This is a genomic window from Xenorhabdus griffiniae (assembly GCF_001028135.1).
Classification (GTDB): Bacteria; Pseudomonadota; Gammaproteobacteria; order Enterobacterales; family Enterobacteriaceae; genus Xenorhabdus; species Xenorhabdus bakwenae.
This window is the reverse complement of the sequence record NZ_LDNM01000125.1, coordinates 1-21,428: the sequence shown is the minus strand read 5'-3', so window position 1 is coordinate 21,428 and position 21,428 is coordinate 1. Positions and strand designations below refer to the sequence as shown.

Below are 21,428 nucleotides of genomic sequence, written 5' to 3'. Positions count from 1 at the left end.
AGTAAAGAACAATGGCAATTGTTAAATGTAAACCTACGTCTCCGGGCCGTCGCCACGTTGTTAAAGTGGTTAACCCTGAGCTGCATAAGGGTAAACCTTATGCTCCGTTGTTGGAAAAAAACAACAAAACTGGTGGTCGTAACAACAATGGTCGTATTACCACTCGTCACATTGGTGGTGGCCATAAACAGCATTATCGTCTGGTTGATTTTAAACGTAACAAAGATGGTATCCCTGCTGTTGTTGAGCGTCTGGAATATGATCCAAACCGTTCAGCAAACATCGCACTGGTTCTGTACAAAGACGGTGAGCGTCGTTACATCCTTGCGCCTAAAGGCCTGAAAGCGGGTGATCAAATCCAGTCTGGTGCTGATTCAGCGATCAAGACCGGTAACGCCCTGCCAATGCGCAACATTCCGGTTGGTTCTACTGTTCACAACATAGAAATGAAACCAGGTAAAGGTGGCCAGTTGGCTCGTTCAGCAGGTGCTTATGCTCAGATCGTTGCACGTGATGGTTCTTATGTGACCCTGCGTCTGCGTTCTGGTGAAATGCGTAAAATACTGTCTGATTGCCGCGCTACTTTAGGTGAAGTTGGTAACGCAGAACATATGCTGCGCGTTCTGGGTAAAGCTGGTGCAAGCCGCTGGCGTGGTATTCGTCCTACCGTTCGTGGTACGGCGATGAACCCAGTAGACCATCCACATGGTGGTGGTGAAGGTCGTAACTTTGGTAAACATCCTGTAACTCCATGGGGCATCCAGACCAAAGGTAAGAAGACCCGTAGCAACAAACGTACTGATAAATATATCGTACGTCGCCGTTCTAAAAAATAATTAGAGGATAAACCATGCCACGTTCTCTCAAGAAAGGTCCATTTATTGACCTGCACTTGCTGAAGAAGGTAGAGAAAGCGGTGGAAAGCGGAGACAAAAAGCCTATTAAGACTTGGTCCCGTCGTTCAACGATCTTTCCTAACATGATCGGTTTGACCATCGCTGTCCATAATGGTCGTCAGCATGTACCAGTTTTTGTGTCCGACGAAATGGTTGGTCATAAACTGGGTGAATTCGCGCCGACCCGTACTTATCGCGGCCATGCGGCCGATAAAAAGGCTAAAAAGCGCTAAGGTAGGAGGAAGAGATGGAAACTATCGCTAAACATCGCCACGCTCGTTCTTCTGCTCAGAAGGTTCGCCTTGTGGCTGACCTGATCCGCGGTAAGAAAGTGTCGCAAGCTCTGGAAACTCTGAACTATACCAACAAAAAAGCTGCTGGTTTAGTGAAGAAAGTACTTGAGTCTGCTATTGCTAACGCAGAACACAACGATGGCGCTGACATCGATGATCTGAAAGTCACGAAAATTTTCGTAGACGAAGGCCCAACTATGAAGCGTATTATGCCTCGTGCCAAAGGCCGCGCAGATCGTATCCTGAAGCGCACCAGCCACATCACTGTGGTTGTGTCCGATCGCTGAGACTCTGGAGACTAGCAATGGGTCAGAAAGTACATCCTAATGGTATTCGTCTGGGTATTGTCAAACCTTGGAACTCTACCTGGTATGCGAATACCAAAGAATTCGCTGACAACCTGGACAGCGACTTTAAAGTTCGCCAGTACTTGAACAAAGAACTGGTTAAAGCATCTATTTCACGTATCGTTATCGAACGTCCTGCGAAAAGCATCCGTGTAACCATTCACACTGCTCGTCCAGGTATTGTAATCGGTAAAAAAGGTGAAGACGTTGAAAAACTGCGTAAGGCTGTAGCGGATATCGCTGGCGTTCCTGCGCAGATCAATATTGCCGAAGTACGTAAACCTGAACTGGACGCAAAATTGGTTGCTGACAGCATCAGTTCACAGCTGGAACGTCGTGTAATGTTCCGCCGTGCTATGAAACGTGCTGTACAGAACGCTATGCGTTTGGGCGCTAAAGGTATCAAAGTGGAAGTCAGCGGCCGTCTGGGCGGTGCTGAAATTGCACGTACTGAGTGGTATCGTGAAGGTCGTGTACCTCTGCATACTCTGCGTGCAGACATCGACTACAATACTTCTGAAGCGCACACCACTTATGGTGTAATCGGCGTTAAGGTATGGATCTTCAAAGGTGAGATCCTGGGTGGTATGGCTGCAGTTGAACAGGCGGAAAAACCGGCTGCTCAACCTAAAAAGCAGCAGCGTAAAGGCCGCAAGTAAGGAGAGTCGCTGATGTTACAACCAAAGCGTACGAAATTCCGTAAAGTGCACAAAGGCCGCAACCGTGGTCTGGCTGCAGGTGCGGATGTTAGCTTCGGCACTTTCGGTCTGAAAGCTGTGGGCCGTGGTCGTCTGACTGCTCGTCAGATCGAAGCGGCACGTCGTGCTATGACCCGTGCAATTAAACGTCAAGGTAAAATCTGGATCCGTGTATTCCCAGACAAACCTATCACCGAAAAGCCACTCGAAGTGCGTATGGGTAAAGGTAAAGGTAACGTAGAATACTGGGTTGCCTTGATCCAGCCCGGTAAAGTCCTGTATGAAATGGACGGTGTGCCTGAAGAGCTGGCTCGTGAAGCATTCAAGCTGGCAGCAGCGAAACTGCCTATCAAAACCACCTTTGTAACTAAGACGGTGATGTAATGAAAGCACAAGAGCTGCGCGAAAAAAGCGTTGAAGAGCTGAACACTGAGCTGCTGAACCTGTTACGTGAACAATTCAATCTGCGTATGCAGGCGGCAAGTGGCCAGCTGCAACAGTCTCACCTGTTGAAACAAGTGCGTCGTAATATTGCACGCGTTAAGACTTTACTGACTGAGAAGGCGGGTGCGTAATGACCGATAAAATCCGTACTCTGCAAGGTCGTGTTATTAGCGACAAAATGGAAAAATCCATTGTTGTTGCTATTGAGCGTAAGGTGAAACACCCATTGTATGGTAAATTCATCAAACGTACGACTAAACTGCACGTACATGACGAGAACAATGAATGTGGAATTGGCGATGTAGTGGAAATCCGCGAAACCCGTCCACTGTCTAAGACTAAATCTTGGACTTTAGTTCGCGTCGTAGAGAAAGCGGTTCTATAATAGATCGCTGTATCTACAAAATAAACGGCCCAAAAAATAACGGGGCCGTTTATTTTTCTGTCCATCGCGAAGATGTGGTGTTATAATGCCGCGCCCTCGTAGTGTGGGATATTGAAACGGCCTCTTTAAAATAAAGTGGCTCAGTAGTAGTTGACATTTAGCGGAGCACTAAAATGATCCAAGAACAGACTATGCTGAACGTGGCCGACAACTCCGGTGCACGTCGCGTAATGTGTATCAAGGTTCTAGGTGGCTCGCACCGTCGCTACGCACATGTCGGTGACATCATCAAGATCACTATCAAGGAAGCAATTCCTCGTGGTAAAGTGAAAAAAGGTGATGTCCTGAAAGCGGTAGTGGTGCGCACCAAGAAGGGTGTTCGTCGCCCGGACGGTTCTGTCATTCGCTTCGATAGCAACGCTTGCGTATTGTTGAACAACAATAGTGAGCAAGTTATCGGTACGCGTATTTTTGGGCCGGTGACTCGTGAACTTCGTAATGAAAAGTTCATGAAAATTATCTCTCTGGCACCTGAAGTACTCTAAGGAGCATGCTATGGCAGCGAAAATCCGTCGTGATGACGAAATTATCGTGCTGACTGGTAAAGACAAAGGCAAGCGCGGTAAAGTAAAACAGGTTCTTTCTTCTGGTAAAGTTATTGTTGAAGGCATCAACCTGGTAAAAAAACATCAGAAGCCAGTTCCGGCTCTGAACCAACCAGGTGGCATCGTTGAAAAAGAAGCAGCTATTAATGTTTCTAACGTTGCAATTTTCAACGCAGCAACCGGCAAGGCTGACCGTGTAGGTTTTAGATTCGAAGATGGCAAAAAAGTGCGTTTCTTCAAATCTAACAACGAAACTATCAAGTAATTTGGAGTATACGATGGCGAAACTGCATGATTACTACAAAGACGAGGTAGTCAAGAAACTGATGACTCAGTTTGGTTACCATTCTGTCATGCAAGTCCCTCGGGTCGAGAAGATCACCCTGAACATGGGTGTTGGTGAAGCAATTGCTGATAAAAAACTGCTGGATAACGCAGCGGCTGACTTATCAGCAATCTCTGGTCAAAAGCCATTGATCACCAAAGCACGCAAATCAGTTGCAGGCTTCAAAATCCGTCAGGGCTATCCAATCGGCTGTAAAGTAACCCTGCGTGGAAAACGCATGTGGGAGTTCTTTGAGCGCCTGATTTCTATTGCTGTACCACGTATCCGTGACTTCCGTGGGTTGTCCGCTAAATCATTCGATGGTCGTGGTAACTACAGCATGGGTGTTCGTGAGCAAATCATCTTCCCTGAAATCGATTACGATAAAGTGGATCGCGTACGTGGTTTGGATATTACTATCACCACTACTGCGAAATCTGATGATGAAGGCCGCGCACTGTTGGCTGCGTTTAACTTCCCGTTCCGCAAGTAAGGCAGGGTACTCATGGCTAAGCAATCAATGAAAGCACGTGATGTAAAACGTGCGAAATTAGCTGAGAAATTCTTCGCAAAACGCGTTGAACTGAAAGCGATCATCTCTGATGTAAATGCATCTGATGAAGACCGTTGGAATGCTGTTCTTAAACTGCAAACACTGCCACGTGATTCCAGCCCTTGCCGTCAGCGTAACCGCTGCCGTCAAACTGGGCGTCCGCATGCATTTTTGCGGAAGTTTGGGTTGAGCCGTATTAAAGTCCGTGAAGCCGCTATGCGCGGTGAAATCCCGGGCCTTAAAAAGGCTAGCTGGTAATTGTCACCAATTGAATCACGGGAGTAAAGACAGATGAGCATGCAAGATCCGATCGCGGATATGCTGACCCGTATCCGTAACGGTCAGGCCGCGAATAAAGTTGCGGTCACCATGCCTTCCTCCAAGCTGAAAGTGGCAATTGCCAAGGTGCTGAAGGAAGAAGGTTACATTGAAGATTTTAAAATCGAAGGCGACACTAAGCCAGAACTGGAAGTTACTCTGAAGTATTTCCAAGGTAAGGCTGTTGTAGAAAGCATTCAGCGTGTAAGCCGCCCAAGTCTGCGCATCTATAAGAAAAAAGATGAGCTGCCACAAGTTATGGCTGGTTTGGGAATCGCTGTTGTTTCTACCTCTAAAGGTGTAATGACTGATCGTGCAGCTCGCCAGGCTGGTCTGGGTGGCGAGATTCTCTGCTACGTAGCTTAATTCGGGAGGAAAGAATGTCTCGTGTTGCAAAAGCACCCGTCGTCATTCCTGCCGGCGTAGAGGTTAAACTCGACGGTCAGGTTATTTCGATTAAGGGTAAAAACGGCGAGCTAAGTCGTAAAATCCACAACGCAGTTGAAGTTAATCATGCGGATAGCCAACTGACTTTCGCTCCGCGCGAAGGGTTTGCTGACGCTTGGGCGCAGGCAGGTACAACTCGTTCTCTGCTGAACGCTATGGTTATTGGTGTTAACGAAGGTTTCACTAAGAAACTTCAGCTGGTTGGTGTTGGTTATCGTGCAGCAGTTAAAGGCAACGCAGTTAGCTTGTCTTTAGGCTTCTCGCATCCGGTTGAGCATCAGCTGCCAGCAGGCATAACTGCGGAATGCCCATCACAAACTGAAATCGTACTGAAAGGTGCTGATAAGCAAGTGATTGGTCAGGTTGCGGCAGATTTGCGTGCCTATCGTCGTCCTGAGCCATATAAAGGCAAAGGTGTTCGTTACGCCGATGAAGTCGTGCGTACCAAAGAGGCTAAGAAGAAGTAAGGTAACACTATGGATAAGAAAGCAGCTCGTATCCGTCGTGCGACCCGCGCACGCCGCAAGCTCAAAGAACTGGGTGCGACTCGCTTGGTGGTACATCGTACCCCTCGCCATATTTATGCGCAGGTTATCGCACCAAATGGTTCTGAAACTCTGGTGGCCGCTTCTACAACAGAAAAAGCTATCAGTGAACAACTGAAATTTACTGGAAACAAAGAAGCCGCAGCATTAGTTGGTAAGATTGTTGCTGAACGTGCTCTGGAAAAAGGCATCAAAGATGTATCCTTTGACCGTTCTGGTTTCCAATATCATGGTAGAGTCCAGGCACTGGCAGATGCTGCCCGTGAAGCTGGCCTTCAGTTCTAAGGTAGAGGTGTAAGATGGCTCACATCGAAAAACAAGCTGGCGAACTGCAGGAAAAGCTGATCGCGGTAAACCGCGTATCTAAAACTGTTAAAGGTGGCCGCATTTTCAGCTTTACAGCACTGACTGTAGTTGGTGATGGTAACGGTCGCGTTGGTTTTGGCTACGGCAAAGCACGCGAAGTTCCGGCAGCAATCCAGAAAGCGATGGAAAAAGCACGTCGCAATATGAAAAACGTCGCACTTAACAGCGGCACTCTGTACCATCCAGTGAAAGGCTCACACACCGGTTCTCGCGTGTTCATGCAGCCTGCTCACGAAGGTACAGGTATCATCGCCGGTGGTGCGATGCGTGCTGTTTTGGAAGTGGCTGGAGTTCGTAACGTACTGGCTAAAACCTACGGTTCCACTAACCCGATTAATGTGGTTCGTGCAACCCTGGACGCTTTAGACAGCATGAAGTCTCCAGAAATGGTCGCAGCTAAGCGTGGCAAATCCGTCGAAGAAATTCTGGGGTAATGACCATGGCTAAGACTATTAAAATCACTCAGGTTCGCAGTTCAATTGGTCGTTTGCCTAAGCATAAGGCAACTCTGACTGGTTTAGGTCTGCGTCGCATTGGGCATACTGTTGAGCGTGAAGATACACCAGCTATTCGCGGTATGGTCAACTTGGTTTCCTATATGGTTAAAGTTGAGGAGTAACAGATGCGCTTAAATACTCTGTCTCCGGCTGAAGGTGCCAAGCACGCACCTAAACGTGTAGGTCGTGGTATTGGTTCTGGTCTGGGTAAAACCGGCGGTCGTGGTCACAAAGGTCAGAAGTCTCGTTCTGGCGGTGGCGTGCGTCGTGGTTTTGAAGGTGGCCAGATGCCTTTATACCGTCGTCTGCCAAAATTTGGTTTTACTTCACGTAAGGCAATGGTCACCGCAGAAATTCGTCTGTCTGATTTTGCCCACGTTGAAGGCGATGTTATCGATCTGAATGCACTGAAAGCTGCTAACATTATTGGCCCTCAAATTGAATTCGCAAAAGTAATGCTTTCTGGCGAAGTCAATCGCGCAGTAACTGTGCGTGGCTTGCGTGTTACTAAAGGCGCCCGTGCTGCAATTGAAGCTGCTGGCGGTAAAATTGAGGAATAAGTAACAGATGGCTAAACAACCAGGATTAGATTTTCAAAGTGCCAAAGGCGGATTAGGCGAGTTAAAACGCAGACTTTTGTTTGTCATTGGAGCTCTAATTGTTTTCCGTATTGGCTCTTTTATTCCAATCCCTGGTATTGATGCCGCTGTGCTTGCCAAATTGCTCGAGCAGCAAAGAGGCACCATCATTGAAATGTTTAACATGTTCTCTGGTGGTGCTTTAAGCCGTGCTTCTATCTTTGCACTGGGTATAATGCCGTATATTTCTGCGTCTATTATTATCCAGTTGTTAACTGTGGTTAACCCCCGTTTAGCAGAGATTAAGAAGGAAGGGGAAGCTGGTCGTCGTAAGATCAGTCAGTACACCCGTTATGGCACATTGGTGCTGGCAATATTCCAGTCAATCGGTATTGCTACTGGATTGCCGAATATGCCTGGGATGCAAGGATTAGTTATTAATCCTGGCGTTGCATTCTATTTCACGGCTGTTGTAAGTCTGGTCACGGGAACCATGTTCTTGATGTGGTTGGGTGAGCAGATTACTGAGCGAGGTATCGGTAACGGTATTTCAATCATAATCTTTGCTGGTATCGTTGCGGGTCTACCGCCTGCAATTGGTCACACCATCGAGCAAGCTCGGCAAGGCGACCTGCACTTCCTCCTGTTGCTGTTGGTTGCAGTATTAGTATTTGCCGTAACTTTCTTCGTTGTTTTCATTGAGCGTGGTCAACGCCGTATCGTTGTTAACTATGCAAAACGTCAGCAAGGTCGTAAAGTTTTCGCGGCACAAAGTACACATTTGCCGTTGAAAGTGAATATGGCTGGGGTTATCCCTGCAATTTTTGCTTCCAGTATTATTTTGTTCCCCGGTACCATAGCTTCTTGGTTCGGAGGGGGAACAGGCTGGAATTGGTTGACAACTATTTCTATGTATTTGCAACCAGGTCAACCGCTTTATGTGTTATTATACGCTTCTGCAATCATCTTCTTCTGTTTCTTCTACACGGCTTTGGTTTTCAATCCAAGAGAAACAGCAGATAACCTGAAGAAGTCTGGTGCATTCGTACCAGGAATTCGTCCGGGAGAGCAAACGGCTAAGTACATTGATAAAGTAATGACTCGTCTAACCTTAATTGGTGCGTTATATATTACTTTTATCTGCTTAATCCCGGAGTTCATGCGTGATGCAATGAAAGTTCCATTCTATTTTGGTGGTACTTCTCTACTGATTGTAGTCGTCGTCATCATGGACTTTATGGCTCAAGTGCAAACTCTTATGATGTCGAGTCAATATGAGTCTGCATTGAAGAGGGCAAACCTGAAAGGATATAACCGCTAATTGGTTTGCTTGAGAAGTTACGGAGAGTAAAAATGAAAGTTCGTGCTTCCGTCAAGAAATTATGCCGCAATTGCAAAATTGTTAAACGTAACGGTATCGTTCGTGTGATTTGCAATGCAGAGCCTAAGCACAAACAGCGCCAAGGCTAATTAGTCGCATATTTTTCTTGCAAAGTTGGGTTGAGCTGGCTAAATTAGCCAGCCAATCTTTTTTATCTGACAGCAACATTGTTTGAGTATCCTGAAAACGGGCTTTTCAGAATGATGTTGCAGTGAATAAATATTGTAGGAGTGCATAGTGGCCCGTATAGCAGGCATTAACATTCCTGATCAGAAACATACTGTAATCGCATTAACTTCGATCTACGGTATCGGTAAAACCCGCTCACAAGCAATTTGTGCAGCAGTGGGCATTGCTGAAAATGTTAAGATCAGTGAGCTGTCTGAAGAGCAAATTGACAAGCTGCGTGACGAAGTTGCCAAATACGTTGTAGAAGGTGATCTGCGTCGTGAAGTAACCCTGAGTATCAAACGTCTGATGGATCTTGGTTGCTATCGTGGTTTACGTCATCGTCGTGGTCTGCCAGTTCGCGGTCAGCGTACTAAGACCAATGCACGTACCCGTAAGGGTCCGCGTAAACCGATCAAGAAATAATCGGGGTATTGAATAATGGCAAAAGCACCTATTCGTGCACGTAAGCGTGTAAGAAAACAAGTCTCTGACGGTGTGGCTCATATCCATGCTTCTTTCAACAATACCATCGTTACTATTACTGATCGTCAGGGTAACGCATTGGGTTGGGCAACTGCCGGGGGTTCCGGTTTCCGTGGTTCTCGTAAATCTACTCCGTTTGCAGCTCAGGTTGCGGCAGAGCGCTGCGCTGAAGCAGTAAAAGAGTACGGAATTAAGAACCTGGAAGTTATGGTTAAAGGACCTGGTCCTGGCCGTGAGTCAACTATCCGCGCATTAAATGCGGCTGGTTTCCGCATCACTAATATTACGGATGTGACTCCGATCCCTCATAACGGTTGTCGTCCACCGAAAAAACGTCGCGTTTAGTACGTCTTCGTTTTTTAGGATTGTTGGAGAAAGAAAATGGCAAGATATTTGGGTCCTAAGCTCAAGCTGAGCCGTCGCGAGGGTACAGACCTTTTCCTGAAGTCTGGCGTTCGCGCGATTGACACCAAGTGTAAGTTAGAACAGGCACCAGGCCAGCACGGCGCACGTAAACCGCGTCTGTCTGACTATGGTGTACAGTTACGTGAAAAACAAAAAGTTCGTCGTATTTACGGTGTTCTGGAGCGTCAATTCCGTAACTACTATAAAGAAGCGACTCGTCTGAAAGGCAACACAGGTGAAAACCTGCTGAATTTGCTGGAAAGTCGCTTGGATAACGTCGTTTATCGTATGGGTTTTGGCGCGACTCGTGCTGAATCACGCCAAATGGTAAGCCACAAGGCTATCACGGTAAATGGTCGCGTTGTTAACATCGCTTCTTATCAGGTATCCCCGAATGACGTAGTCAGCGTTCGTGAAAAAGCGAAGAAGCAGGCTCGCATTAAAGCAGCTTTAGAGCTGGCTGAGCAGCGTGAGAAACCAACTTGGTTGGAAGTTGATGCTGCGAAGATGGAAGGTGTGTTCAAGCGTATTCCTGAACGTACTGATCTATCCGCTGACATTAACGAACACCTGATCGTCGAGCTTTACTCTAAGTAAAGCTTAGTACCAAAGAGAGGACACAATGCAGGGTTCTGTGACAGAGTTTCTAAAACCGCGCCTGGTAGATATCGAGCAAGTCAGTTCGACGCACGCCAAGGTGACCCTTGAGCCATTAGAGCGTGGCTTTGGCCATACTCTTGGCAACGCACTGCGCCGTATTCTGCTTTCGTCTATGCCGGGTTGTGCGGTGACTGAGGTTGAGATTGATGGTGTACTGCATGAGTACAGCACCAAAGAAGGTGTACAGGAAGATATCCTGGAGATTCTCCTCAATCTGAAAGGGCTGGCGGTGAAAGTTCAGGGTAAAGATGAAGTTATCCTTACTTTGAATAAATCTGGCATTGGCCCTGTGACTGCAGCCGATATCATCCATGATGGTGATGTCGAAATCGTCAAGCCGCAGCACGTAATCTGCCATCTGACTGACGAAAGCGCTTCCATTAGTATGCGTATAAAAGTTCAGCGCGGTCGTGGATATGTGCCGGCTTCTGCCCGAATTCATTCGGAAGAAGATGAGCGCCCTATCGGTCGTTTGTTAGTAGATGCTTGCTATAGCCCAGTAGAGCGTATCGCCTACAATGTTGAAGCAGCTCGTGTAGAACAGCGTACTGACTTGGATAAGCTGGTTATCGAGATGGAAACTAACGGTACAATCGATCCTGAAGAGGCGATTCGCCGTGCAGCTACCATTCTGGCTGAACAACTAGAAGCTTTCGTTGATTTACGTGATGTACGTCAACCAGAAGTAAAAGAAGAGAAGCCAGAGTTTGATCCGATCCTGCTGCGCCCTGTTGACGATCTGGAATTGACTGTCCGCTCTGCTAACTGCCTTAAAGCAGAAGCTATCCACTACATCGGTGATTTGGTACAGCGTACTGAAGTTGAGTTACTTAAAACACCTAACTTGGGTAAAAAATCTCTTACTGAGATTAAAGATGTACTGGCTTCACGTGGACTTTCTCTGGGCATGCGTCTGGAAAACTGGCCACCAGCAAGTATTGCTGATGAGTAACTAGATCACAGGTTAAGGTTTTACTGAGAAGGATAAGGTCATGCGCCATCGTAAGAGTGGTCGTCAATTGAACCGCAACAGCAGCCATCGCCAAGCTATGTTTCGTAACATGGCAGGTTCTTTAGTTCGTCATGAAATCATCAAGACGACTCTGCCTAAAGCGAAAGAACTGCGTCGCGTCGTTGAGCCGCTGATTACTCTTGCCAAGACCGACAGCGTAGCTAATCGTCGTCTGGCATTCGCCCGTACTCGTGATAACGAGATCGTGGCAAAATTGTTTAATGAACTGGGTCCGCGTTTTGCGAGCCGTGCAGGGGGTTACACTCGTATTCTGAAGTGTGGCTTCCGTACAGGTGACAATGCACCGATGGCATACATCGAGCTTGTTGACCGTGCAGCAGAGTCTCAGACAGAAGTAGCGTCTGCAGAGTAATCTGTAGGAGCGTAAAAAGCCGGGTATTATCCCGGTTTTTTATTGCCTTTTAATTTTGGTCCTCTAATTCTCCGTTTTATATTCATCAACTAATCTGCAAATTTTTCCTGTTCAGATGATCTCTTAGCCTATTCTGGTAGTATTGTGATTATTTTCTACTTGATAGGAGAATCTTATGTATCGTATCGGTCAGTTGGCAAAATTAGCAGGTGTAACATCTGACACTATCCGTTTTTATGAAAAACAGGGGCTGATGCTTCATGGAGAAAGAACAGAAGGTGGTTATAGACTATATACTGAACAGGATCTACAGCGATTACGTTTTATCCGCTATGCAAAACAATTAGGTTTTACACTCGAAGCAATTGTAGAACTATTATCTATTCGGGTTGATCCTGAGCATCATACATGCAAGGAATCAAAACATATTGTTGATTCTAGATTGCGAGAAGTTGAAGAAAAATTATTAGAAATGCAAAAAATGCGTGATTCTTTGAAAATGTTGAGTGATGCTTGTTGTGGTAGTACTCACGTCAGTACATATTGTTCTATATTAGAAATTCTGGAAGAAGGTGCGACAAACAGATAATTTTTCTTTATTGTTCTGAGCGCTAAGAGTACAATCGCACTGTTTTTAATCATAAAATTATTTTATTAATTAATTTAGAGGTTATGATGACAACATATCGCCATAAAAAAGGTGTTATCAAAGATAATGCTATAGAAGCTTTACTACATGATCCTTTGTTTAGGCAGAGAGTAGAGAAAAATAAAAAAGGTAAAGGAAGTTATAATCGTAAAGAAAAGCATGGTTGGGAGGCCAATGGTAATAATTTTATCAAGTTATTATCATTGGCCTTCTAGCTTTTTAAGTAGATTCTATAATCGAATAAGTCCGAATTGATTTTTTTACAGGAAGAAAGGACTTGGCTGGAAAAGCTTTTCTACTTCAGGCACGAATTTTTTATCAGTAATAAACATGATTACATGATCACCTTGTTGAATAATACTGTAATCATTAGCAATGATGACTTCTTCATTACGGACAATGGCACCTATTGTTGTTCCTGGTGGTAATTTGATATCACCTATCTTACGCCCAACAACTTTTGAAGTATGTTCATCGCCATGAGCTATGGCCTCGATAGCTTCAGCAACTCCTCTTCTTAATGAGAATACACTGACAATATCTGCTTTACGGACATGACCAAGTAGCGCTGATACTGTTGCTTGTTGAGGTGAAATTGCAATATCAATGACCCCACCTTGTACTAAATCAACATATGCACTGCGTTGAATAAGAACCATTGCTTTTTTGGCCCCCATTCGTTTTGCAAGCATGGCTGACATAATATTGGCTTCATCATCATTTGTTAGCGCTATAAAAACGTCAACTTGTTCAATATGTTCTTCAGCTAGTAATTCTTGGTCTGAAGCATCACCATAAAACACGATGGTATCGTGCAATAGTTCAGCTAATTCAATGGCCCTTTTTTGGTTATGTTCAATTAGCTTGACGCTGTAATCTTTTTCAAGTCGTGCGGCTAAGCCTGCACCAACATTACCGCCCCCAACAATCATGATGCGTTTATACGGTTTTTCAAGGCGTTGTAATTCGCTCATTACGGCCCTGATATGTTGTGATGCTGCAACGAAGAAGACTTCATCTCCAGCTTCAATAATTGTTGAACCTTGAGGTCTAATCGGGCGATCTTGACGAAATATTGCAGCAACTTTGCTATCAATATGTGGCATATGCTCTCGAAGTGAGGATAAGGCATTGCCTACCAGTGAACCACCATAATAGGCCTTAACCGCAACAATGCTGACACGCCCTTCAGCAAAATTAACAACTTGTAATGCTCCTGGGTATTGGATTAATTTATAGATGTAATCAATAACCAGTTGCTCAGGGGATATTAGATAATCAATAGGAATATCATCAGGTTGAAATAATTTTTCTGATTCTCGGATATATTCTGATGAGCGTATTCTGGCGACTTTATTGGGTGTGTTAAATAGAGAATAAGCAATTTGGCATGCAACCATATTGGTTTCATCTGAATTTGTGACAGCTATTAACATATCAGCATCTTCAGCGCCCGCTTCCTTCAATACTCTGGGATGGGAGCCATGGCCATTGACAACTCGGAGATCGAATTTATCCTGTAACTGGCGTAGACGATCTGTATCGGTATCAACGACAGTAATATCATTGTTTTCATCAACTAAATTCTCAGCTAATGTCCCACCAACCTGGCCAGCACCCAGAATGATTATCTTCATAGCATTCTCTTCTCAATTGGAAGCCATCTTTTATTCTTGATATTTTAGCAAAACCATAAAATTCTCTCGCTCAGTTGGAACGAGAGAGCGTTATTATTGTTTAGTTAGTCGGGCATAAAAGAAACCATCACCACCCGTAGCTTCTGGAATAATCTGTGTTCCAGGAGTATCCGAATTACCTGCTTCTGATAATACTGCATCGGGATGACGGGCCAAAAACTCTTTTATTTGCTCACTATTTTCCTGAGGTAAAATTGAACAGGTGGCATAAACCAGCGTGCCATTTCGCTTCAAATATGGCCAGATAGCTTCAAGGATTTCAGATTGCAATGTAACTAGTTGATTTATATCTTCACTCCTGCGTAGCCATTTTATGTCAGGGTGACGGCGAATAACCCCTGTAGCAGAGCATGGCGCGTCAAGAAGAATACGATCAAATTGTTCATCAGCAGCCCACTCGTGTGGAAGGCGTCCATCACCTGTTTTGACGACAGCATGCAAGTTAAGTCGTTGTAAATTCTCTTTTACTCGCTTAATTCGTTGCTCATCAATATCGATAGCAAGAACCTTAGATTTTGGTGCTATTTCGAGTATATGAGTAGTTTTTCCGCCAGGTGCAGCACAAAGATCCAGTATAGATTCACCATTGCATGGGCCTAAGAGTTCAGCACATCCCTGTGCGGAGCGATCCTGAATAGTTACCCAGCCTTGGCTAAATCCGGGTAGTGTACTGACAGGACAGGGGTTCAGAAGACGAATAGCACTAGGATGGTTGATATCTAATTCTGCTTCTATATTAGCTTCTTCTAATAGTGCAAGATATTCTTTTGCTGCATGATGGGATTGGTTAACCCGTAGCCACATAGGTGGTTTTTGGTTGTTGGCATTCACTATAGTTTGCCAATTTTGTGGGTATGCTTTTTGAATGTGTTCTAGCAGCCATTTGGGATGTAGGTGTTGATTATTTGCCCGTTCGATTAATTCTTGTTGTTGGCGCTGAAATTGGCGAAGGACACCATTAATTACCCCTTTAAGCTGTGGTCGTTTTAAATGAGTGGCGCCATTGACGGTTTCGGCAAGTGCAGCGTGTGCAGGTATACGTGTATATATCAGCTGATATATACCCACCATGATTAGGTAGTGAAAAATACGTTGTTTTCCTTTCAATGGCTTTGCCATTAGTTGACTGATAAACCACTCAAGCTGGGGTAATATTCTCATCACACCAAAACAGATTTCTTGCAACAACGCCTTATCTTTATCAGAAACTTTTTGTTGGAGTTCAGGTATAACAGTGCTGAGGGATTGCCCTTGGTCAAGCACTTGGGTGATTGCTTTTGCAGCGATGCTTCTCAGGTTATATGTATTTTTCATGGTATGGTCAAAAAGCTGATTTTCGTCAGCATGGTAAAAAATAGGAAGAAGCCTGAATGCTAAAACATTCAGGCAAAGTCAGGTTAGTATCAGTTGATTTTGCTACCAGTTGTAAACCACTCACGTTTGGAGTTTAACAGATCGGCAACCGACATTGCTTTCTTGCCTGGTGGTTGCAATTGAACAATATTTAATATCCCATCCGCAGTTGCAATTTGAATACCTTTTTTATCTGCGCTGATAATTGTTCCAGGAGCTTGGGTGGTTTGCTCTGCAATGACTTCTGACTGCCAGATTTTAATTGGTTGATCATCAACTAAGAAGAAGCTCATAGGCCAGGGGTTGAAAGCACGAATACAACGTTCAATTTGGCTTGCAGGTAAATTCCAATCTACTTTTGCTTCCTCTTTACTCAGTTTTTCGGCGTAGGTCGCAAGTGTGTCATCCTGAATTTTAGGTTGACATGTCCCCGATGTGATTAAATCTAAGGTGTTGAGTAAGGCTTTAGGCCCAATATTGGCAAGCTTTTCGTATAAACTAGCACTAGTATCTTCATTTGTAATTGGGCAAATAGCTTTCAACAGCATATTACCCGTATCAAGTCCGGCATCCATTTGCATGATCGTTATGCCCGTTTCTTGGTCGCCAGCCCAAATGGAGCGCTGAATGGGGGCTGCACCACGCCAACGAGGTAGTAAAGAGCCGTGGACATTCAAGCATCCTAGACGTGGTATATCTAAAACGGCTTGAGGAAGAATTAAGCCATAGGCAACAACGATCATAATATCGGCTTGTTGTTCCATGACCCATTGTTGACTTTCTTCTGTACGTAAGGTTTTTGGCTGGAAAACAGGAATATCATGTTCTTCAGCCAATACCTTTACAGGACGTGGTGTCAGTTTCTTACCTCTTCCTGCCGGCTTGTCTGGTGGAGCGAGTACTCCGACAACCTGGTGTTGAGAGTTTAATAAAGCAGCCAAATGGCGAGCCGCGAAATCAGGCGTTCCGGCAAAAATAATACGTAAAGAGTCAGACACTGTTATTTCCTGCGATAATAAAAGTTATTTGTTTTTGGCTCTCAGTCGGTCAATTTTTTCAACTTTCTGACGGATGCGTTGGCGTTTCAATGGTGATAAATAATCAACAAAGAGTTTACCGACTAAATGATCCATTTCATGTTGAATACAGATTGCCAGTAATCCATCAGCTTCTAATTCAAATGGTTGGCCGTTATAGTCTAAGGCCTTAATTTTTACTTGCTCAGAACGAGGCACAAATCCACGCTGTTCAGGAACAGATAAACAACCTTCTTCTATTCCTGTTTCACCGGTTGCATTAATCAATTCCGGGTTCATCAGAACAAGACGTTGATCGTGCTCCTCAGAAACGTCAATGACAATAATTCTCTGATGTATATCAACTTGTGTTGCCGCTAAACCAATACCTTCCTCTGCATACATCGTTTCAAACATATCATCAACGATACGCTGAATTTCTGCATTGACTTTTTCTACTGGCTTGGCAACTGTGCGAAGTCGCTCATCTGGATAATGTAATACTTGTAAAATTGACATATATATTTAGAACTGCATTCAAAAAGTGAGTGATAATTGATGCCTATTCTAGACATTTCCCATTTAGATTGACAGTATTGAACATAAATTAATCATGAGAGGATTGCTCTCAACCTCAGATCAGGATGACGATATGGAAGCGATGGAAATGTGGTTAAGAATGAAAATGGTCTCTCATCTTTCAGCTGCGAAGGCCATGCTTATTATGGATCGCCTGTTGCAAACGAAAAATTGCAGCATATCTTCTCTTAAAGCATGTGGTCTGTCATCTGCACAATGCTTGCAATTTATGAAAGCTAACACTTCCGTGCTGATTTCGGCTCTCAATTGGTTAGAACAACCAGATCATCATTTGTTGACTTTCTCTCATCCCGCATATCCGCCTTTATTAAAGCAAATACACTCTCCACCTCTTGTTCTTTTTGTTGTAGGTGATGTATCGGCCTTATCGCAAAAGCAAATTTCAATGGTTGGTAGTAGGACTGCGACTTTTTATGGTGAAAAATGGGGAAAGATATTTGCTAGTGACTTGGCTAAAAATAATCTGGTAATAACTAGTGGACTGGCGATTGGTATTGACGGTATCTGCCATCAGGCAGCATTGGATTCGGGAGGGAAAACAGTCGCGGTACTTGGTAGTGGTTTTAAAAATATCTACCCCAGTAGACATAAGTCCTTGGCCGGACATATTAAAGAAAATGGGGCATTAGTTTCCGAATTTTTTCCTGATGCGCCACCTAAAGCCAAGCATTTCCCAAGGCGAAATCGAATTATTAGTGGGTTAAGTTTGGCTCTTCTTATTGTGGAAGCTCATAAGAATAGTGGCTCACTGATTACAGCCCGTTGCGCTCTTGAACAAGGGCGAGACATCTTTGCATTACCTGGTCCATTAGGCACTCCTGCGAACGAAGGTAATCATTGGTTGATTAAACAAGGGGCTTATTTGGCAACAAATGTAATGGATATTATGGAGCATATTGGCTCTTCATTTCAATGGGTTAACATCGAAGAGAAAGGTCAGGAGGAAGAAAATAAACAATTTGAACAAACAGAGTTGCCATTTGTGGATGTGCTGGTTAACGTAAGTAGTGAAGTTACACCTGTTGATGTGATTGCCCAGCGCTCTTCCCTGCCAGTTACCGAAGTTATGACCAAATTATTGGAGTTGGAACTCATAGGAAAAGTTGCTGTTGTTGCTGGTGGGTATGTCCGAACTAATTAAGCGATTTAATTTGTGCTTTTTCCAATGTTATGGCGGCTGCCGATATTCAGCGAGTGAGATATGTCTAAGAAAGTACCTTTTACTATAAAAAAAATAGAGCGTTGCCCAAAGTGTAATGCTGAGTTAGTGATCCGCAATGGTGATCATGGTCCATTTTATGCGTGTTCCGGTTATCCATCTTGCCATTATCTTCGTCCTTTGAAAGCACAAATAGACGGACATATTGTTAAAGAATTGGATGGGCAAATCTGTCCAAAATGTGGTTTCACTTTAGTCTTACGTCAAGGGCGTTACGGTATGTTTATTGGCTGTGGTCATTATCCTGAATGTGAATATACAGAATTAATTGATAAACCAGATGATACGTCAATTAATTGTCCTCAATGCCAGCAAGGAAAATTACTCCAGCGTAAATCTCGTTTTGGTAAGACATTTTATTCTTGTAATCGCTATCCAGAATGTCAGTTTGCACTTAACAATAAGCCTATCTCAGGTGAATGCACGTTTTGTCACTACCCACTGTTAATAGAAAAGCGCACTTCCCAAGGCGTAAAATTATTTTGTGCCAGTAAATTGTGTAGTAAGCAGCAAGTTAATGAAATTGAGAAATGAAATGAGTTACATAATCTCACCAGTATTTGATGAAGTTATCACGGCCTTAAAAGAAGAAAAAGTTATTGCTTATCCTACTGAAGCCGTTTTTGGATTAGGGTGTGACCCTGATAGTGAAAATGCAGTGCAAGAGCTATTAGCGTTGAAAAATAGGTCTTGGGAGAAAGGGCTAATTCTTATTGCTGATAAGTATGAGAGATTATGTCCTTATATTGATGATGAACAGATAAATGATATACAGAAAGAAACCATACTCTCATCTTGGCCTGGTCCTGTTACGTGGGTAATCCCCGCGAAAGCGACCACACCAAAATGGTTGACTGGCAAATTTTCAACATTGGCCGTTCGAGTTACGGCTCACCCTTTGGTTCAGCAGCTATGTGCTATATATGAAAAACCACTTGTTTCGACTAGTGCGAATCTAAGTGGATTAGACCCATGTCGTAGTGTAGAAGAAGTACGACAGCAATTTGGCGATCGTGTCCCAATATTAGAAGGAGAAGTTGGTGGGCGTAAGAATCCATCAGAAATCAGGGATGCGTTAACTGGCAAATTATATCGGCAAGGATAGGTAATCATGGATAAATTCGCTGTTTTTGGTAATCCAATTGCGCATAGTAAGTCTCCTTATATTCATCGATTGTTTGCTGAACAAACAGGTATCGAGAATCAGTATGGGAGAGTACTTGCTCCGGTAGAAAACTTTGAACAAACCTTAGCTTATTTTTTCGAACAGGGGGGGGTAGGAGCGAATATCACTGTTCCTTTCAAAGAACGTGCCTATAAATGCTCTGATGAATTGACTGAACGGGCGGGTATCTGTGGTGCAGTTAACACATTAAAACGGATATCGGGAAACCGACTGCTCGGTGACAATACTGATGGAATGGGATTATTAGTAGACTTGCAGCGACTCAAATTCCTCTCTCAAGGACAGAAGATTCTGATCATAGGCGCTGGTGGAGCTGCGAAAGGTGTATTGTCTCCTTTGTTATCACTGGGCTGTTCAGTCACTATTACTAACCGAACATTTGAACGTGCTCAAATAATCGCAAATACATTTTCTCTATTAGGTGATATTCAGGCCATTGAAATGAGTGATCTTGGCCTTATTACGCCAGATTTTGATATTATCATTAATGCAACAGCTTCTGGCCTTGATGGACAAATTCCTGCCATCTCTCCGTTGATTTTTCAAAATAATAGTGTGTGTTACGACATGTATTACCAGCATGGATTAACTCCTTTCCTTACGTTCGCTCACCAACATGGTGTTTCACGTTTGGCTGATGGCTTAGGAATGTTAGTAGGGCAGGCTGCGTATTCTTTTGAATTATGGCATGGAGTGTTTCCTGAAATAGAACCTGTTTTAACGGCCTTAAGACGGGAATTACATGCATGAACCAATCCATTCAATTTCCTGATCGTGAAGAGTGGGATGCGGTAGAAAATAAGGTAATATTCCCAGCAATGGTGGATGGTTTGCTGGTGGAGTGTATGATTAGTTCTGATGAAATAATAGGGCGTTATGGCAAGGATCATCACCCACTCGATTTGTTTCGCCAACATCGCTGGGATTTGGAAGAAGAGTTTGAAACAGCCATTTTGAGTGGGCATGATGATCAATTTGGGCGCTACTCTTTGCTTTCAGATTGTGTTGATAGGTAGTCATTTTTCCAGCTAACGTAATTATTAGCGGAATAAAGCAGCCCTTCCAATTCTTCAGGTTTGAGTTTTCGTACTTGCTTGGCAGGGCTACCGACGTACAGGTAACCGCTTTTTAATTTTTTACCTGGAGGAACTAGGCTGCCTGCTCCAATCACAACATCGTCTTCAATAGTCACTCCATCAAGTAAAATGGAACCCATGCCAACTAAGACTCGATTCCCAATTTTACACCCATGTAGCATTGATTTATGACCTACCGTAACATCTTCGCCAATTATTAGTGGGAAGCCATTTGGATTATCAGGAGATTTATGAGTCACATGTAAAACAGAACCATCTTGAATATTTGTACGTGAACCAATTGAGACATAATTTACATCTCCCCTGATAACTACAAGGGGCCAAATGCTGACATTATCTGCTAATCTGACATTTCCAATTACAACAGAAGAAGGATCTAAAAGAACTTTTTGGCCGACTTGAGGATAGAAATTTAGATATTGGCGTAAAACAGTAGGCATAAAAACCTCAACAGTAATAGTGGATCGCAAATATATAAGCAATTATATAGGAATGTTATTGAGGAAAAAATGCCACGCAATGGAATGAACCGCATTAATTTTAGCCTGTTTGAGTGGTTTTTATATTCAAAAGGCCAAAAAGTGCTCACTTGAAAATAAAATTGCAAAAAACTATTGTCAGCGCTGAAAAACACCCTATAATGCGCCACCACTGACCGACGCCGAGCTGAAACAGGCCGCGAAGGACAGTGAGGGAAAAGCGAAAATAATCGCTTGACTCTCGAGGCGAAAAGCGTAAGATACGCAGCCTCGCAACCCGGAAGAAGCGCCCGGTTGCCAACGCTCTTTAACAAATTAATCAGACAATCTGTGTGGGCACTCACAAGACA

General features: G+C 44.0%; 36 protein-coding genes. 31 read left to right on the top strand and 5 right to left on the bottom strand.

Going from position 1 to position 21,428, the window contains the following annotated elements; genetic code table 11:
* The first annotated feature begins 11 nt into the window (after window positions 1–11).
* From rplB to AAY47_RS18125, 26 genes are all read left to right on the top strand, one after another.
* Entirely contained in the window at window positions 12–836 is an 825-nt protein-coding gene (rplB, locus tag AAY47_RS18250; RefSeq protein WP_047771705.1) for a 50S ribosomal protein L2, read from the top strand.
* A gap of 14 nt (window positions 837–850) precedes the next feature.
* Window positions 851–1,129 carry a 30S ribosomal protein S19 gene (gene rpsS / locus AAY47_RS18245; RefSeq protein WP_011148791.1) on the top strand — a complete coding sequence of 93 codons (279 nt, stop codon included), beginning with the start codon at window positions 851–853 and terminating at the stop codon, window positions 1,127–1,129.
* Window positions 1,130–1,143: 14 nt separating this feature from the next.
* Entirely contained in the window at window positions 1,144–1,476 is a 333-nt protein-coding gene (gene rplV, locus AAY47_RS18240; protein ID WP_047771704.1) for a 50S ribosomal protein L22, read from the top strand.
* Window positions 1,477–1,493: 17 nt separating this feature from the next.
* Window positions 1,494–2,195 (top strand): 30S ribosomal protein S3, encoded by a 702-nt coding sequence (gene rpsC, locus AAY47_RS21485; protein ID WP_010847482.1) that lies wholly within the window; start codon window positions 1,494–1,496, stop codon window positions 2,193–2,195.
* Window positions 2,196–2,207: 12 nt separating this feature from the next.
* Complete coding sequence (gene rplP / locus AAY47_RS21480; protein ID WP_012990491.1) at window positions 2,208–2,618, top strand: 50S ribosomal protein L16; 411 nt, start codon at window positions 2,208–2,210, stop codon at window positions 2,616–2,618.
* Window positions 2,618–2,809, top strand: coding sequence for a 50S ribosomal protein L29 (gene rpmC / locus AAY47_RS18225; RefSeq protein ID WP_010847484.1), 192 nt, complete (start codon window positions 2,618–2,620; stop codon window positions 2,807–2,809). The genes rplP and rpmC overlap by 1 nt, the downstream gene beginning before the upstream one ends.
* Window positions 2,809–3,063, top strand: coding sequence for a 30S ribosomal protein S17 (rpsQ, locus tag AAY47_RS18220; protein WP_038240484.1), 255 nt, complete (start codon window positions 2,809–2,811; stop codon window positions 3,061–3,063). The genes rpmC and rpsQ overlap by 1 nt, the downstream gene beginning before the upstream one ends.
* A gap of 173 nt (window positions 3,064–3,236) precedes the next feature.
* A complete protein-coding gene (gene rplN / locus AAY47_RS18215) occupies window positions 3,237–3,608 on the top strand; it encodes a 50S ribosomal protein L14 (RefSeq protein ID WP_010847486.1) in 372 nt (123 codons plus the stop codon).
* Between the two features lie 10 nt (window positions 3,609–3,618).
* Window positions 3,619–3,933 carry a 50S ribosomal protein L24 gene (gene rplX / locus AAY47_RS18210; protein ID WP_045968050.1) on the top strand — a complete coding sequence of 105 codons (315 nt, stop codon included), beginning with the start codon at window positions 3,619–3,621 and terminating at the stop codon, window positions 3,931–3,933.
* 13 nt (window positions 3,934–3,946) lie between these two features.
* Window positions 3,947–4,486 carry a 50S ribosomal protein L5 gene (rplE, locus tag AAY47_RS18205; RefSeq protein WP_047771702.1) on the top strand — a complete coding sequence of 180 codons (540 nt, stop codon included), beginning with the start codon at window positions 3,947–3,949 and terminating at the stop codon, window positions 4,484–4,486.
* Window positions 4,487–4,498: 12 nt separating this feature from the next.
* Complete coding sequence (gene rpsN, locus AAY47_RS21475) at window positions 4,499–4,804, top strand: 30S ribosomal protein S14 (protein ID WP_010847489.1); 306 nt, start codon at window positions 4,499–4,501, stop codon at window positions 4,802–4,804.
* 33 nt (window positions 4,805–4,837) lie between these two features.
* Window positions 4,838–5,230, top strand: coding sequence for a 30S ribosomal protein S8 (gene rpsH, locus AAY47_RS21470; RefSeq protein ID WP_038269618.1), 393 nt, complete (start codon window positions 4,838–4,840; stop codon window positions 5,228–5,230).
* 14 nt (window positions 5,231–5,244) lie between these two features.
* Window positions 5,245–5,778, top strand: coding sequence for a 50S ribosomal protein L6 (rplF, locus tag AAY47_RS21465; protein WP_047771701.1), 534 nt, complete (start codon window positions 5,245–5,247; stop codon window positions 5,776–5,778).
* Between the two features lie 9 nt (window positions 5,779–5,787).
* On the top strand, window positions 5,788–6,141 hold the full coding sequence (rplR, locus tag AAY47_RS21460) for a 50S ribosomal protein L18 (RefSeq protein WP_047771700.1): 354 nt from the start codon (window positions 5,788–5,790) through the stop codon (window positions 6,139–6,141).
* A gap of 14 nt (window positions 6,142–6,155) precedes the next feature.
* Window positions 6,156–6,656, top strand: coding sequence for a 30S ribosomal protein S5 (gene rpsE / locus AAY47_RS18180; RefSeq protein WP_047771698.1), 501 nt, complete (start codon window positions 6,156–6,158; stop codon window positions 6,654–6,656).
* A 5-nt stretch (window positions 6,657–6,661) separates the two neighbouring features.
* A complete protein-coding gene (gene rpmD / locus AAY47_RS18175) occupies window positions 6,662–6,841 on the top strand; it encodes a 50S ribosomal protein L30 (protein WP_045968059.1) in 180 nt (59 codons plus the stop codon).
* Between the two features lie 3 nt (window positions 6,842–6,844).
* Window positions 6,845–7,279, top strand: a complete 435-nt coding sequence (gene rplO, locus AAY47_RS18170; protein WP_047771697.1) for a 50S ribosomal protein L15 — start codon at window positions 6,845–6,847, stop codon at window positions 7,277–7,279.
* Window positions 7,280–7,286: 7 nt separating this feature from the next.
* Entirely contained in the window at window positions 7,287–8,618 is a 1,332-nt protein-coding gene (gene secY, locus AAY47_RS18165; protein WP_047771696.1) for a preprotein translocase subunit SecY, read from the top strand.
* A gap of 32 nt (window positions 8,619–8,650) precedes the next feature.
* Window positions 8,651–8,767, top strand: coding sequence for a 50S ribosomal protein L36 (rpmJ, locus tag AAY47_RS18160; protein WP_045968063.1), 117 nt, complete (start codon window positions 8,651–8,653; stop codon window positions 8,765–8,767).
* Window positions 8,768–8,915: 148 nt separating this feature from the next.
* A complete protein-coding gene (gene rpsM, locus AAY47_RS18155) occupies window positions 8,916–9,272 on the top strand; it encodes a 30S ribosomal protein S13 (protein WP_047771694.1) in 357 nt (118 codons plus the stop codon).
* A 15-nt stretch (window positions 9,273–9,287) separates the two neighbouring features.
* Window positions 9,288–9,677, top strand: coding sequence for a 30S ribosomal protein S11 (rpsK, locus tag AAY47_RS18150; protein ID WP_002919257.1), 390 nt, complete (start codon window positions 9,288–9,290; stop codon window positions 9,675–9,677).
* Window positions 9,678–9,713: 36 nt separating this feature from the next.
* Entirely contained in the window at window positions 9,714–10,334 is a 621-nt protein-coding gene (gene rpsD, locus AAY47_RS18145; protein WP_013183231.1) for a 30S ribosomal protein S4, read from the top strand.
* A 25-nt stretch (window positions 10,335–10,359) separates the two neighbouring features.
* Window positions 10,360–11,349: a DNA-directed RNA polymerase subunit alpha gene (locus tag AAY47_RS18140; protein WP_038269634.1), complete on the top strand. Its 990-nt coding sequence runs from the start codon at window positions 10,360–10,362 to the stop codon at window positions 11,347–11,349.
* A gap of 40 nt (window positions 11,350–11,389) precedes the next feature.
* On the top strand, window positions 11,390–11,782 hold the full coding sequence (rplQ, locus tag AAY47_RS18135) for a 50S ribosomal protein L17 (protein ID WP_047771693.1): 393 nt from the start codon (window positions 11,390–11,392) through the stop codon (window positions 11,780–11,782).
* Between the two features lie 175 nt (window positions 11,783–11,957).
* Window positions 11,958–12,371 carry a Zn(2+)-responsive transcriptional regulator gene (gene zntR, locus AAY47_RS18130; protein WP_047771691.1) on the top strand — a complete coding sequence of 138 codons (414 nt, stop codon included), beginning with the start codon at window positions 11,958–11,960 and terminating at the stop codon, window positions 12,369–12,371.
* 86 nt (window positions 12,372–12,457) lie between these two features.
* A complete protein-coding gene (locus AAY47_RS18125; protein WP_047771690.1) occupies window positions 12,458–12,646 on the top strand; it encodes an alternative ribosome-rescue factor A in 189 nt (62 codons plus the stop codon).
* A gap of 45 nt (window positions 12,647–12,691) precedes the next feature.
* On the opposite strand, the gene trkA is transcribed toward AAY47_RS18125, so the two are convergent.
* From trkA to def, 4 genes are all read right to left on the bottom strand, one after another.
* On the bottom strand, window positions 12,692–14,068 hold the full coding sequence (trkA, locus tag AAY47_RS18120; protein WP_047771689.1) for a Trk system potassium transporter TrkA: 1,377 nt from the start codon (window positions 14,066–14,068) through the stop codon (window positions 12,692–12,694).
* Between the two features lie 93 nt (window positions 14,069–14,161).
* Window positions 14,162–15,442 carry a 16S rRNA (cytosine(967)-C(5))-methyltransferase RsmB gene (rsmB, locus tag AAY47_RS18115; RefSeq protein WP_047771688.1) on the bottom strand — a complete coding sequence of 427 codons (1,281 nt, stop codon included), beginning with the start codon at window positions 15,440–15,442 and terminating at the stop codon, window positions 14,162–14,164.
* A gap of 89 nt (window positions 15,443–15,531) precedes the next feature.
* Complete coding sequence (gene fmt / locus AAY47_RS18110; protein WP_047771687.1) at window positions 15,532–16,479, bottom strand: methionyl-tRNA formyltransferase; 948 nt, start codon at window positions 16,477–16,479, stop codon at window positions 15,532–15,534.
* A gap of 24 nt (window positions 16,480–16,503) precedes the next feature.
* Complete coding sequence (gene def, locus AAY47_RS18105; RefSeq protein ID WP_047771686.1) at window positions 16,504–17,016, bottom strand: peptide deformylase; 513 nt, start codon at window positions 17,014–17,016, stop codon at window positions 16,504–16,506.
* A gap of 133 nt (window positions 17,017–17,149) precedes the next feature.
* On the opposite strand from def, the gene dprA reads away from it, so the two are divergent.
* Genes dprA through AAY47_RS18080 form a run of 5 tightly spaced genes read left to right on the top strand, consistent with a single transcriptional unit; the run spans window position 17,150 to window position 20,518 of the window.
* Window positions 17,150–18,238 (top strand): DNA-protecting protein DprA, encoded by a 1,089-nt coding sequence (gene dprA / locus AAY47_RS18100; protein ID WP_047771685.1) that lies wholly within the window; start codon window positions 17,150–17,152, stop codon window positions 18,236–18,238.
* A 60-nt stretch (window positions 18,239–18,298) separates the two neighbouring features.
* Window positions 18,299–18,850 (top strand): topoisomerase DNA-binding C4 zinc finger domain-containing protein, encoded by a 552-nt coding sequence (locus tag AAY47_RS18095; protein WP_047771684.1) that lies wholly within the window; start codon window positions 18,299–18,301, stop codon window positions 18,848–18,850.
* A gap of 1 nt (window position 18,851) precedes the next feature.
* Entirely contained in the window at window positions 18,852–19,421 is a 570-nt protein-coding gene (gene tsaC, locus AAY47_RS18090; protein WP_047771683.1) for an L-threonylcarbamoyladenylate synthase type 1 TsaC, read from the top strand.
* A 6-nt stretch (window positions 19,422–19,427) separates the two neighbouring features.
* Window positions 19,428–20,252, top strand: coding sequence for a shikimate dehydrogenase (gene aroE / locus AAY47_RS18085; RefSeq protein WP_047771682.1), 825 nt, complete (start codon window positions 19,428–19,430; stop codon window positions 20,250–20,252).
* The gene (locus AAY47_RS18080) at window positions 20,249–20,518 is read left to right on the top strand and encodes a DUF1488 domain-containing protein (RefSeq protein ID WP_047771681.1); all 270 of its coding nucleotides are present in this window, start codon (window positions 20,249–20,251) and stop codon (window positions 20,516–20,518) included. Before aroE ends, AAY47_RS18080 begins: the two co-directional genes overlap by 4 nt.
* Here the strand turns inward: AAY47_RS18080 and AAY47_RS18075 are convergent.
* The gene (locus AAY47_RS18075; protein ID WP_047771680.1) at window positions 20,485–21,039 is read right to left on the bottom strand and encodes a gamma carbonic anhydrase family protein; all 555 of its coding nucleotides are present in this window, start codon (window positions 21,037–21,039) and stop codon (window positions 20,485–20,487) included. The two genes, AAY47_RS18080 and AAY47_RS18075, sit on opposite strands and share 34 nt — an antisense overlap.
* Window positions 21,040–21,428 lie beyond the last annotated feature (389 nt).

Excerpts from the sequence above, each read along its gene's own strand:
- rplB (WP_047771705.1), top strand. The coding sequence starts at position 12 with ATGGCAATTGTTAAATGTAAACCTACGTCTCCGGGCCGTCGCCACGTT.
- rpsS (WP_011148791.1), top strand. The coding sequence starts at position 851 with ATGCCACGTTCTCTCAAGAAAGGTCCATTTATTGACCTGCACTTGCTG.
- rplV (WP_047771704.1), top strand. The coding sequence starts at position 1,144 with ATGGAAACTATCGCTAAACATCGCCACGCTCGTTCTTCTGCTCAGAAG.
- rpsC (WP_010847482.1), top strand. The coding sequence starts at position 1,494 with ATGGGTCAGAAAGTACATCCTAATGGTATTCGTCTGGGTATTGTCAAA.
- rplP (WP_012990491.1), top strand. The coding sequence starts at position 2,208 with ATGTTACAACCAAAGCGTACGAAATTCCGTAAAGTGCACAAAGGCCGC.
- rpmC (WP_010847484.1), top strand. The coding sequence starts at position 2,618 with ATGAAAGCACAAGAGCTGCGCGAAAAAAGCGTTGAAGAGCTGAACACT.
- rpsQ (WP_038240484.1), top strand. The coding sequence starts at position 2,809 with ATGACCGATAAAATCCGTACTCTGCAAGGTCGTGTTATTAGCGACAAA.
- rplN (WP_010847486.1), top strand. The coding sequence starts at position 3,237 with ATGATCCAAGAACAGACTATGCTGAACGTGGCCGACAACTCCGGTGCA.
- rplX (WP_045968050.1), top strand. The coding sequence starts at position 3,619 with ATGGCAGCGAAAATCCGTCGTGATGACGAAATTATCGTGCTGACTGGT.
- rplE (WP_047771702.1), top strand. The coding sequence starts at position 3,947 with ATGGCGAAACTGCATGATTACTACAAAGACGAGGTAGTCAAGAAACTG.
- rpsN (WP_010847489.1), top strand. The coding sequence starts at position 4,499 with ATGGCTAAGCAATCAATGAAAGCACGTGATGTAAAACGTGCGAAATTA.
- rpsH (WP_038269618.1), top strand. The coding sequence starts at position 4,838 with ATGAGCATGCAAGATCCGATCGCGGATATGCTGACCCGTATCCGTAAC.
- rplF (WP_047771701.1), top strand. The coding sequence starts at position 5,245 with ATGTCTCGTGTTGCAAAAGCACCCGTCGTCATTCCTGCCGGCGTAGAG.
- rplR (WP_047771700.1), top strand. The coding sequence starts at position 5,788 with ATGGATAAGAAAGCAGCTCGTATCCGTCGTGCGACCCGCGCACGCCGC.
- rpsE (WP_047771698.1), top strand. The coding sequence starts at position 6,156 with ATGGCTCACATCGAAAAACAAGCTGGCGAACTGCAGGAAAAGCTGATC.
- rpmD (WP_045968059.1), top strand. The coding sequence starts at position 6,662 with ATGGCTAAGACTATTAAAATCACTCAGGTTCGCAGTTCAATTGGTCGT.
- rplO (WP_047771697.1), top strand. The coding sequence starts at position 6,845 with ATGCGCTTAAATACTCTGTCTCCGGCTGAAGGTGCCAAGCACGCACCT.
- secY (WP_047771696.1), top strand. The coding sequence starts at position 7,287 with ATGGCTAAACAACCAGGATTAGATTTTCAAAGTGCCAAAGGCGGATTA.
- rpmJ (WP_045968063.1), top strand. The coding sequence starts at position 8,651 with ATGAAAGTTCGTGCTTCCGTCAAGAAATTATGCCGCAATTGCAAAATT.
- rpsK (WP_002919257.1), top strand. The coding sequence starts at position 9,288 with ATGGCAAAAGCACCTATTCGTGCACGTAAGCGTGTAAGAAAACAAGTC.
- rpsD (WP_013183231.1), top strand. The coding sequence starts at position 9,714 with ATGGCAAGATATTTGGGTCCTAAGCTCAAGCTGAGCCGTCGCGAGGGT.
- AAY47_RS18140 (WP_038269634.1), top strand. The coding sequence starts at position 10,360 with ATGCAGGGTTCTGTGACAGAGTTTCTAAAACCGCGCCTGGTAGATATC.
- rplQ (WP_047771693.1), top strand. The coding sequence starts at position 11,390 with ATGCGCCATCGTAAGAGTGGTCGTCAATTGAACCGCAACAGCAGCCAT.
- zntR (WP_047771691.1), top strand. The coding sequence starts at position 11,958 with ATGTATCGTATCGGTCAGTTGGCAAAATTAGCAGGTGTAACATCTGAC.
- AAY47_RS18125 (WP_047771690.1), top strand. The coding sequence starts at position 12,458 with ATGACAACATATCGCCATAAAAAAGGTGTTATCAAAGATAATGCTATA.
- trkA (WP_047771689.1), bottom strand. The coding sequence starts at position 14,068 with ATGAAGATAATCATTCTGGGTGCTGGCCAGGTTGGTGGGACATTAGCT.
- rsmB (WP_047771688.1), bottom strand. The coding sequence starts at position 15,442 with ATGAAAAATACATATAACCTGAGAAGCATCGCTGCAAAAGCAATCACC.
- def (WP_047771686.1), bottom strand. The coding sequence starts at position 17,016 with ATGTCAATTTTACAAGTATTACATTATCCAGATGAGCGACTTCGCACA.
- dprA (WP_047771685.1), top strand. The coding sequence starts at position 17,150 with ATGGAAGCGATGGAAATGTGGTTAAGAATGAAAATGGTCTCTCATCTT.
- AAY47_RS18095 (WP_047771684.1), top strand. The coding sequence starts at position 18,299 with ATGTCTAAGAAAGTACCTTTTACTATAAAAAAAATAGAGCGTTGCCCA.
- tsaC (WP_047771683.1), top strand. The coding sequence starts at position 18,852 with ATGAGTTACATAATCTCACCAGTATTTGATGAAGTTATCACGGCCTTA.
- aroE (WP_047771682.1), top strand. The coding sequence starts at position 19,428 with ATGGATAAATTCGCTGTTTTTGGTAATCCAATTGCGCATAGTAAGTCT.
- AAY47_RS18080 (WP_047771681.1), top strand. The coding sequence starts at position 20,249 with ATGAACCAATCCATTCAATTTCCTGATCGTGAAGAGTGGGATGCGGTA.
- AAY47_RS18075 (WP_047771680.1), bottom strand. The coding sequence starts at position 21,039 with ATGCCTACTGTTTTACGCCAATATCTAAATTTCTATCCTCAAGTCGGC.